General features: G+C 66.6%; 8 protein-coding genes and 1 pseudogene. 6 read left to right on the top strand and 3 right to left on the bottom strand.

The features are described from left to right. Positions 1 to 350 (top strand): annotated as a pseudogene (locus tag B1964_RS19280) (alpha/beta hydrolase); the annotation flags it as partial. On the opposite strand, the gene B1964_RS19275 reads toward B1964_RS19280, so the two are convergent. The 3 genes from B1964_RS19275 to B1964_RS19265 are packed head-to-tail and all read right to left on the bottom strand — an operon-like array spanning position 331 to position 3763. Next, complete coding sequence (locus B1964_RS19275; protein ID WP_079930911.1) at positions 331 to 1551, bottom strand: MFS transporter; 1221 nt, start codon at positions 1549 to 1551, stop codon at positions 331 to 333. The pseudogene B1964_RS19280 and the gene B1964_RS19275 overlap by 20 nt on opposite strands. Then, positions 1548 to 2606, bottom strand: a complete 1059-nt coding sequence (locus B1964_RS19270) for an LLM class flavin-dependent oxidoreductase (RefSeq protein ID WP_079930910.1) — start codon at positions 2604 to 2606, stop codon at positions 1548 to 1550. The genes B1964_RS19275 and B1964_RS19270 overlap by 4 nt, the downstream gene beginning before the upstream one ends. Further along, positions 2603 to 3763, bottom strand: a complete 1161-nt coding sequence (locus B1964_RS19265; RefSeq protein ID WP_079930909.1) for an acyl-CoA dehydrogenase family protein — start codon at positions 3761 to 3763, stop codon at positions 2603 to 2605. The genes B1964_RS19270 and B1964_RS19265 overlap by 4 nt, the downstream gene beginning before the upstream one ends. A gap of 173 nt (positions 3764 to 3936) precedes the next feature. Between B1964_RS19265 and B1964_RS19260 the strand changes: the two genes are divergently transcribed. The 5 genes from B1964_RS19260 to B1964_RS19240 form a co-directional block, all read left to right on the top strand. Then, positions 3937 to 5574, top strand: a complete 1638-nt coding sequence (locus B1964_RS19260; protein WP_079930908.1) for an ABC transporter substrate-binding protein — start codon at positions 3937 to 3939, stop codon at positions 5572 to 5574. A 14-nt stretch (positions 5575 to 5588) separates the two neighbouring features. Then, positions 5589 to 6638, top strand: coding sequence for an ABC transporter permease (locus tag B1964_RS19255; RefSeq protein ID WP_079930907.1), 1050 nt, complete (start codon positions 5589 to 5591; stop codon positions 6636 to 6638). After that, a complete protein-coding gene (locus B1964_RS19250; protein WP_079930906.1) occupies positions 6635 to 7585 on the top strand; it encodes an ABC transporter permease in 951 nt (316 codons plus the stop codon). The genes B1964_RS19255 and B1964_RS19250 overlap by 4 nt, the downstream gene beginning before the upstream one ends. Then, positions 7582 to 9243, top strand: coding sequence for an ABC transporter ATP-binding protein (locus B1964_RS19245; RefSeq protein ID WP_079930905.1), 1662 nt, complete (start codon positions 7582 to 7584; stop codon positions 9241 to 9243). The genes B1964_RS19250 and B1964_RS19245 overlap by 4 nt, the downstream gene beginning before the upstream one ends. Then, positions 9240 to 10118, top strand: an 879-nt coding sequence (locus B1964_RS19240) for an acyl-CoA dehydrogenase family protein (RefSeq protein ID WP_079930912.1), incomplete at its 3' end; no start/stop codon positions are given. The genes B1964_RS19245 and B1964_RS19240, both read left to right, overlap by 4 nt.

Here is a 10118-nt window from a genome sequence, read left to right as displayed (position 1 = left end):
TGCGGATCCATCTGCGCGACATCGTCGGCATGCCCGACCACCTGGTGATGCATCTGTTGGACAACCCCCCCACGGCCGAGTACATGACCCGCCACGCAGCCGGGCAACTCGCCGACACCGAGGCCATCGACGGCCTCGGCGTCGGCGTCGACCGCTATCGCACGGTCACGCTGCCGGTGACCTTCATCGAGGGCGAGGACAGCCCACGACACCTGCACCGACGACTGGCAGAACTCGGCGATGTGCTACCCGATGTCGTTGCACACCAAATACTCTCGGGACAGGGACATGCTGCGAATGTGACGGGACCGGCGTACCTGGCCGAGGTCGTCACGGCGAGTCTGCACTGACCCGGCCGCCGCGCAGCAGGGGGAGCAGAGCCGCCGACGCCACAAGGGCCGACGCGCCGCAGATCACCAGGAACCGCCAGTCGCCCAGCCATGCGCCCATCAGCGGCGACGCCGCACGGGCCAACGCCATCGGCACGGTGATGGCGGCCAGCACACTGGCGAAGTGGGCGACACCGAAGTTGTCGGCGATGATCGACGGCCGCGCGATCACCCCGACGCCCTGCCCGATGCCGACGGCGGAGACACACAGCAGGGTCACCGGAACCGAGAGACCGGCCAGCGGCAGCAGCATCAAACCCAGGCCCTGGATCGCGAACGCCCCACACGCCACCGGTGTCAGCGCGACGCCGCGCAGCACGGTGACCAACGCCAGTCGCGACAGGATCTGCATCGCACCGATGGACACCGGTATCGAGGTGGCGATCCACATCGAGTGCCCCACCGACAGCAGATAGGAGATCACCAGCAACAGGAACGCGGCCACCGATCCGGCCTGCCCGACGAAGGCGATCAACAACAACCAGAACCGGCGCTGCCGAAACGCTGCACCGACGGGCACCCCCGTTCGGCGCTGTACCCGACTCCGGTGCCGTTCTCGCGACGGGATCACCATCAGATGACCTGGGACCGCGGTCACCAACAAGATCGCACTGAGTACCAGAAGTGTGGTCCGCCAGCCCCATTCGGTATTCATCCACCCGAGCGCCGGATAGACGAGGTAGGTCGACAGTCCGGCGATCATCGTCACCGCCAGGATCGTCCGGTCCCGGTGAGGCGCGTCGGTGGCCACCACGATCACCGCGAACGCCGCCTCGTACGTCGACATCGCGATCGCCAGGCCGACGAAGACGAACGCCGCATACAGCACGGCCAGCGACGTTGCCTGCGACCACATCACCGCGGCACCCACACCGATCAGCGAGCCCGCGGTCATCATCATCCGACCGCCGTGACGATCCATGAGGCGACCGATCGGAAACGCCGCCAACGCACCCATCAACGTGGAGATCGTCGACGCCCCGGCCACCGCGGTGCGGGACACACCGAGATCGTCGGCCATGTTGTCGATGATGACGGGCAGGATCTGGATCAGCACCACATAGGCCACCGTGTTCGACACGGCGAACACGGCGATCAGCAGGCGGCGGTCGAGGGTGGCGGCAGGCGATTCGGCGCTGGGGCAGAGGGCTTCTGCCGTCATCCTCTCAGCAGCGGCAGGAGTTGGCTGCCCTGTCGTTCGATCTCGCGCAGATACGGGGTGTCCGACAGCACGAAGTGGGTGATGCCGAGATCCTGGTACTTGCGCAGCGACTTGGCCACGTCCTCGGCCGAGCCCACCAGCCACGTGGTGGCCGCACCGCCACCGCCGAATTTCCCCGGCGTCGTATAAAGGTTGTCGTCGAGAACTTCACCGCGCGAAGCGAGTTCGAACAATCGCTGCTGGCCGACGGCGACCTTGCGGTGCGGGTTCTGGCCGTAGGCGCCGCGGTCGGCGAAACTCCGGACCTTCTCCTGTGCCTCGTCCCACGCCTGCTCGGTGGTGTCACGCACGAAGGTGGTGATCCGTAGACCGAACTCCAACGGCGGATGCTGACGCCCGACCTCCTCGCTCAGGCGCTTGAGGCGCGCGATCCGCTCGGCGACGCCGTCGAGTGGTTCACCCCAGAACAGTTGGACGTCAGCCTGTTCGGCGGCCACCCGTTCGGCGGCCTCCGATGCACCTCCGAAGTAGATACGAGGGTGAGCCCGGCCGGGCCGCGAGGAGATGCGTGGCACCACCGTCGAATTCTCCACCCCGAAATAGTCACCGCGATAGGTGACATTCTCCTCGGTCCACAACCTGCGCACCAGTTCGATGAACTCGCGGGTGCGGGCGTACCGGGCGGCCTGATCGCCGTCGGAGTCCCCGTACGCGGCGAGATCGTCCTTGCCGGAGACGATGTTGATGCGCAGGCGTCCGCCGGTCAGGTGGTCGAGAGTGGCTGCGGCGGTGGCGAAGTTCGCCGGACGCCAGTAACCGGGACGGACCGCGACGAGCGGCTCGAAGGTCGTGGTGCGTGCGGCGAGCGCGGTGGCGACGGTGAAGGTGTCGGGGCGACCCCACCCGGTGCCGATCAGTGCACCCTGCCATCCATTGCGTTCGAGCGCGGTGGCGTGCCGGGTCAGCGTATCGAGAGTGTTGTGATCGGCGACGGTGTCGTCGCCCCGGTGTCCGGGATCGATCTGATTCGGGATGTACCAGAGGAATTCGCTCATGAGTCTTTCGATTTCGTGGGTGCGTCAAGGAGGTTCAGATGGGTCAGCTGGGCTCTGCGAACGTCGGCGTTCTGCCCTTGTACGAGAACGAACAATGCCGAGCGGGCATGTAGTTGCGCGGTGTCGTCGAGCCCGATGCCGTGCCCGGATCGCGCGATGAGCAGAGCGCGGGTCAATGTCGAGAGTGCTTCGCCGCTCGCGGCTTTCACCGCGAGCCGCTCCTGCGTGCGATGCGGCCCGGTGCCGGCCGCGATCGCCTCGTCCGACAGCCCGTAGGCGTCGGCACGGATCTGCGCGATCCGCGGCGCCCATGTTTCGGCGATCTCGCGGGCGATCGGCTCGCGTTCGGCACGGAGCTCATCGATGACCCGAGCGGCGAGCCCGAAATGCTGGGGCCGTGCGTCGCTGACGGTGTCGACGTCCTCACGACGCCACTCGTCGAGCGGCTGCACCGAGATGACGTCGGCGTCGGCGACCGGCGCATCACTCAGGTGAACCCGCTGCGTGCGGCTGCCGCCGAGCGCGCTCAGTCCGAGGGCGCTCGCGGTGACGTGGTGATCGATCGGGATCAGCGACGTGATGACCGAGCGGCTCGAGGGTTCGACCGCCGCGACGAACACCGCGGAGTTCAGACCCCAACCGCTGAACCAGGAGACGGTTCCGTTCAGGCGCCAGCCGTTTCGGACGCGGGTGGCCTCGACGAAGTGGTCGGGAAAGCGCCGGACGTCGCTGATGGCCGCACCCACCAGAAGACGCCCCGACAGCACGTCGCTCGCGCGCTGCGAGACCTCGACCCCGCGGGCGTACTCCTTGGCAAGCCGACCGACGATCGGGGCATGTTGCGCCCAGACCAACCACGTGTTGAGGCAGGCGCCGGAGAGGATCTCGTGTACCCGACGGTCGGCGGCACGTGACAGCGCCGCCCCGCCGAACTCCTTGGGCGCAAGATGATTCAAGAGCTTGACGTCGGCGAACTCGGCAACCCGTTGTGGTGGTACGCCGTCCCGATCGGCCTGCAGACCGTACGGGCGCAACACAGTGTTGGCATAGTCGGCAACCCTTGTGACGAAGGGGATCTGATCGGCATCGTCGACCTCGTCGGCGGCCACCCGATCTGGCCGGGGGATGCTCGATTGCGCGGCGGTGATTGCAGGCATCGAAGTCCTTTCGCGGAGTCATCACGAAAAGTACTGCGCCCCAGCGCCGATGATCTCGTTGCATTCAGCCTGACCCGAACAGATGACGGTCGCCGCCGCGGGTGGTTGGCTTCTGCACAACCACTTCCCCATCCCCGCATGTCTTCAGTCATGTCTCGAGAGGACAGATTTCCTTGACCACCACAAGTTTTCGCCGTCTGCTGGCGGCGTCGGCAGCAACCCTCGCCGCAGTGACGGTGCTGGCCGCCTGCGGCAGCGGGGCGTCGACGTCCTCGGACGCCTCCGGTCCACCGGTGTCCGGTGGCACGCTCACGTTCTACGACCCGGTGCAGTACACCGCATGGACCTCGACCAACTCCATCTGGTCGAACAGTCAGGTCACCGACAATCTCACCGAACGCCTCGTCTGGCAGGACCCGAAAACCGGTGACTTCAAGCCCTGGCTGGCCAAGTCCTGGCAGATCAGCGACGACCACCTGACCTACACCTTCGCGCTCCGCGACGGCGTCACCTTCAGCGACGGAACACCGTTCGACGCAGCGATCGTCAAAGCCAACTTCGATCAGCACGGCAACGGAGACGAGCGTCTCGGCATCACCAAGGATCCGTTCTGGTCGGACTACGTCGGAACCGATGTGGTCGATCCGCACACCGTCGTCGTCAAGCTGTCCAAACCCAATGCCGGATTCCTACAGATCCTCTCGAACTATCGGACCAGTTCGATTCTCGGAAAGTCCTATCTGGAGCGGGATCTCAACGGGCAGAGCGAAGCCCAGAACATCGTCGGTACCGGGCCGTTCGTCGTCGACTCGGTCAACGGCACCACCGGCATCACCCTCAAACGTCGCGACGACTACAACTGGGCACCCGAGGGATCGGGCCATTCGGGCAAGGCCTACCTGGAGCGCGTCGTGTTCAAGACCGTTCCCGAAGCCGGCACCCGGGTCGGTGCACTTCAGTCCGGCGAAGCGCAGATCTCCCGCAACATCGCGCCGTACGACGAGCAGACCGTCAGCTCCGGCGGTGGCCAACTCATCGCGGTGCCGGTGCAGGGCGAGACCAACGACCTGACCGTCTATCTGGCCGATCCGGCCGCGCCGACCCAGGACAAGAACGTGCGCCTGGCGTTGCAGGCGGCGACCGATCGCAACGAGATCAACAAGACCGCACTCTCGCCGAGCTACCCCATCCCCACCAGCGCGCTGGTGAAGGGCACACCGCTGCGGGCGGACTCCTCGAGGTACCTCACCTATGACCTCGCCAAGGCCAAATCGCTGCTCGACAACGCCGGCTGGAAGCCGGGCGCGGACGGGATCCGCGTCAAGGACGGCAAGCGGCTGAGCTTCCCCATCCGCATCGCACCCTACTACCAGGTATCGCAATCGGTGTTGGAAGTCGTTCAGTCGCAATGGAAGAAGGCCGGTGTCGAGGTCACCCTCACCAGTCCGTCGGTGACGGACTACGAGGCGCAGCTGGCGTCGGGCAAGGACTGGTACTTCAGTCAGGGCCAGACCTCGACGGCCGATCCCGGCGTGTTGCGTACCGCCTATGAGACCGACCGGCAGAACGTGACCGGCAACTACCGGCCCGACACCACGCTCAACCAGTTGCTCGACGCGCAGTCCGCCGATTTCGATCCCGCCAAGCGCAAGGCCGCCATCGCGGCGATCGAGGACCGCATCTTCGGTGAGGGCTACTCCATCCCGCTCTACGACGAGACCCAGGTCTTCGGCCTGGCCTCCAATGTCCATGGATTCGGCACCGAATCCACCGGCCGCTCCTGGCTCTACGACACCTGGCTGAGCCAGTAACCGACGAGGTCATCATGCGTCACTACATCCTGAGGCGGGTGGGCCAGTCCGTTCTGGTCCTGCTGGCCGCCTACACCCTCGCATTCATCCTGCTCAGCGCGCTCCCCGGCGACGCGGTCCACAACAAGATCGCCGACCCGGAGGCGCAGCTGACACCGGAGGCAGCCAAAACCCTTCTCGACTACTACGGCATCGACCGCCCGCTGTGGCAGCAGTACTTGAGTGGGCTCGGCGGGGTTCTGCACGGTGACCTCGGATACTCGCTGACCACCGGGACGCCGGTCAGCCAGATGCTCGCCGCGGCTCTGCCGGCCACACTCCAATTGACGGCGTTGGCACTGGTTTTCGGCTTGCTCATCGCGGCGGTGGTCGCGGTGGCGATCAATTATGCGCCCTGGCCCTGGTTACGCGGTGCACTGCAAGGGCTTCCGCCGTTCTTCGCGTCCGTGCCGACCTTCGTCATCGGCATTCTCGTGTTGCAGGTGTTCTCTTTTCGATTGCACCTGATCCCGGCGTCCGACAACGGGAGCCTGACGGCATTGATCGCACCGGCATTCACGTTGGGCATCCTGGTGGCGGCGCCCTTGTCGCAGGTGTTCGCGTCATCGATCGCGACGACGCGGGGGCAGCCGTTCGTCCACGTGCTGGCCGCGCGCGGAGCAGGAGAGCGCTACATCTTCGGCCGCGGCGTCCTGCGTAATGCGTCGCTGCCGGTGCTCACTCTCCTGGGTCTGGCCTGCGGTGAACTGATCGCGGGATCGGTGGTCACCGAGGCTGTCTACGCCCGTGCGGGTCTCGGTCAACTCGTGATGGTCGCGGTGAACACCCAGGACCTGCCGGTGGTGTCCGGAGTCGTCATCATCGCCGCGGCCATCTACGTGGTGGCCAACCTCCTGGTCGACATCGCCTACCCGTTCCTCGATCCGCGCATCCTCGTGACCACCTCCGCCACGCGCGCACGGCGCACGCGGCCCAGATCGGTCCCGACCACGCGGGTCTCCGCCACGAAAGACGCGCCGTCGGCCAGGCGCCACACCCTGCCCGCGGAGGTGGCAATGCCATGACGCTTCTCGAACCGAATGGACCCGCGACGACACCGTCGACGATCCGCACGACATCATCCCGGCCGGCGAGCCCGCAGGTGCCGAACGGTGCTGCCGCACAATCGGAGTCACGCGGTCGACGCACACTGCGGTGGGTTCGTGGGCACTGGGGCCTGGTCCTGGCGGTCGCCGTGTTCGCCCTCGCGATCGCCTGGGCGATCGTGCCCGGGATCTTCACCTCCTACGACCCGATCGCGATCGACAACACCGCCCGGTTGCAACCCCCGTCCGCCGACCACTGGTTCGGCACCGACCTGCTGGGCCGAGACCTCTACGCGCGCACCGTGTACGGGTCGCGGGCCTCGCTGCTCGGCGCCAGTCTCGCCGTGGCGGTCGCAGTGCTCGTCGGTTCTGTCCTCGGCGCGGTGGCGGGCTGGTTCGGTGGGATCACCGACTCCGCCGCGATGCGCCTGATCGACGTCGTCCTGTCCATCCCCGGATTCCTCCTCGCCATAACCATCGTGGTGGTGTACAGCGCACAAACCGGGCGCACCGGGCTCGTACCCGCCGCTCTCGCAGTGGGTCTCACCTCCGCAGCCACCTTTGCCCGGCTCACCCGCGCGGAGGTCCTCAAGGTGCGCACCAGCAACTACGTGGAGGCTGCGGTCTCCAGCGGTGCCCGCTCGTCGACGATCCTGATCCGCCACGTGCTCCCGAATTCTGTGACCCCCACCATCTCGCTGATCACCGTGCAGTTGGGTATCGCGATCATCTGGATCGCCTCGCTGAGTTTCCTGGGACTCGGTCAGCAGCCACCGGCACCCGAGTGGGGACTGTTGGTCGCCGACGGCCGCAAGTACATCGCCACCCGCGGCTGGCTCACCCTGTACCCCGCGCTCACCATCGTGGCGGTCGTGTTGTCCACCAACCACATCTCCCGTCATCTCGCGAAACGGAGCGCCTCATGACCACCCCGGTCCTGTCGGTGCGCGGACTCTCGATCGGCTACCGCGTCAAACGTGAACTGCACGACGTCGTGCACGACATCGGCTTCGACGTCCAACCCGGTCAGGTGCTCGCCCTCGTCGGCGAGTCGGGTTCGGGCAAGACGACCACCGGCCACGCCATCCTCGGTCTACTCCCCGAGAACGGGGAGATCACCGCCGGATCGATCACCTTTCGCGGCCACGAGCTCACCACCTTCACCGGCAAACAGTGGCGTGACCTTCGCGGCCGTACCGTTTCGCTGATCCCCCAGGACCCCACCGTGTCGCTGGATCCGGTTCGGCGCGTTGGGCATCAGGTAGAGGACGTACTGCGTCTGCACACCGATCTCGATGCCGACGCACGACGCGAACGGGTACACGAGCTGTTCGAACTGGTCGGCTTCACCGAGGTGGAACGTCGCTACGGGCAATACCCGCACGAACTGTCCGGCGGCATGCGTCAGCGCGTACTCATCGCCGCCGCGGTGGCCGGCGACCCGGACCTCATCATCGCCGACGAGCCGACGTCGGGGCTCGATGTGACGGTACAGAAGCAGGTCCTGGATCTGATCGACACGTTGCGGGAACGATCGTCGACGAGCATCGTTCTCATCACCCACGACCTCGGTGTCGCCGCCGACCGGTCCGATGTGATCGGAGTGATGCACCAGGGGCAGATCGTCGAATTCGGTCCGACCGCCGAGGTGATCGCCGACCCCCGCCACAACTACACGCGCCGACTGCTCGCCAGCGTCCCTTCGCGGCTGTCCCTGCGCGCGGATCGCCGTGCCGTCCCGGTCGATGCCGAAACCCTCATCGACGTCGAAGACCTCCGCAAGGAGTTCGGTGACTTCGCGGCCGTCGACGGCATCTCGTTCTCGGTGCGGGCGGGGGAGACGGTGTCGATCGTCGGCGAATCCGGCAGCGGAAAGACCACCACTGCCAGGGTTCTCACCGGACTCACCTCCGCCACCGCGGGCCGGGTGTCGGTGCTGGGGAACGACGTCACCGCACTGGGCCGTCGAGGGTTTCGGCCGTTGCGCCGAGATATCCAGATCGTCTATCAGAACCCGTACTCCTCCTTCGACCCCCGATTCGACGTGTTCGACGTGGTGGCCGAACCCTTCCTCGCCTTCGCCGACGCCGCATGGTGGGCACGGCACAGTAAGCGCGCCCGGCGCCATGTGTTCGGCGAGCGGGTCGCGGCGGCGCTCGAATCCGCGGCGCTCCCTGCCGATTTCATCGATCGTCACCCGCGGGAACTCTCCGGCGGCCAACGACAACGTGTGGCGATCGCCCGTGCGCTGGTCCTCGAGCCCAAGATCCTGGTGCTCGACGAGCCGATCTCGGCGCTCGACGTCTCGGTGGCAGCACAGATCCTCGCGCTGCTCGACCGGCTCCAACGCGAACGTGGATTGACCTATGTGTTCATCTCTCACGATCTCGCCGCCGTCGCCGCACTCTCGGACCGGGTGGTGGTGATGCGTCACGGTGCGATCGTCGAGCAGGGAACCGTCGAGCAGGTGTTCCACAGCCCCACCGATGCCTACACGGTGCGGTTGCTCACCGCCATCGCCGGAAGCGAACTCGACCAGGCTGCACCGCAAGTGACGACCGTCTCGGGAGGACCCCGCTCATGACAGTGCACGACGCCACCACCTCACCCGACACGGCACCGTCGGACATCACGCCCGGCTCGCTGTCGGAGGCACTGGTGCGGATCCGTTCGGTACTGGCCCGACTCGCCGTCGGTGTCGGCGACCGCGACCTGCACCACGAGCACCCGTACGCCCTGATCCGCGAACTCGCCGACGCCGGATTCGGCCGTCTTCGGGTGCCGCGCGAATTCGGCGGCTTCGACATCGACCTGCCGACACTGGCCGCACTTCTCGCCGAGGCGGGCGAGGCCGACTCCAACGTGCCGCAGATCTGGCGGGGGCACTTCACCACCACCGAGATCCTGCGCGCGGAGGCAGATCCCGACATCCGGCGATACTGGCTGACGAAGATCGGGCGAGGTGCGGTGTTCGGCAACGCACAATCCGAACCCTCGGCGCAGGTCGCCGGCCTCGGTGACGGCGAGGGGTGGGGAGTGATCACCACCCGCGTGCGTCGCACCGAGTCCGGCGAGCGAGTGGTCTCGGGTACCAAGTTCTATTCCACCGGAACGCGTTTCGCCGACTACATCCGCACCGCGGCCCTCGGCGACGACGACACGCGGAGCTTCGTGGTGATCGACGCCCGCCATCCCGGGGTCGAGCACGTCGACGACTGGGACGGTATCGGACAGCGGCAAACCGGCAGTGGCACGACCGTTCTCACCGACGTACCGGTCGAGCCGCACGGTGAGATCGGCCGCTACCGGGATTCGCTGCGGGGGCTCGATTCGTTCGTGCAGCTCGTGCACCTGGCCAACCTCACCGGTATCGCCCGCAATCTCGTCGCCGACACCGTCGATGTGGTGCGCGCCCGGACGCGGACCAGCCGCCACGCCCTGACGCAGGATGCGGCGGCC

Origin of the sequence: Gordonia sp. i37 (assembly GCF_002043085.1) — a bacterium.
GTDB lineage: Bacteria > Actinomycetota > Actinomycetes > Mycobacteriales > Mycobacteriaceae > Gordonia > Gordonia polyisoprenivorans.
This window is presented reverse-complemented; position numbering and strand designations above follow the sequence as displayed.

Coding starts and splice junctions, on each gene's coding strand:
- B1964_RS19265 (WP_079930909.1), bottom strand. CDS start 3,763: ATGCCTGCAATCACCGCCGCGCAATCGAGCATCCCCCGGCCAGATCGG.
- B1964_RS19250 (WP_079930906.1), top strand. CDS start 6,635: ATGACGCTTCTCGAACCGAATGGACCCGCGACGACACCGTCGACGATC.
- B1964_RS19275 (WP_079930911.1), bottom strand. CDS start 1,551: ATGACGGCAGAAGCCCTCTGCCCCAGCGCCGAATCGCCTGCCGCCACC.
- B1964_RS19270 (WP_079930910.1), bottom strand. CDS start 2,606: ATGAGCGAATTCCTCTGGTACATCCCGAATCAGATCGATCCCGGACAC.
- B1964_RS19245 (WP_079930905.1), top strand. CDS start 7,582: ATGACCACCCCGGTCCTGTCGGTGCGCGGACTCTCGATCGGCTACCGC.
- B1964_RS19255 (WP_079930907.1), top strand. CDS start 5,589: ATGCGTCACTACATCCTGAGGCGGGTGGGCCAGTCCGTTCTGGTCCTG.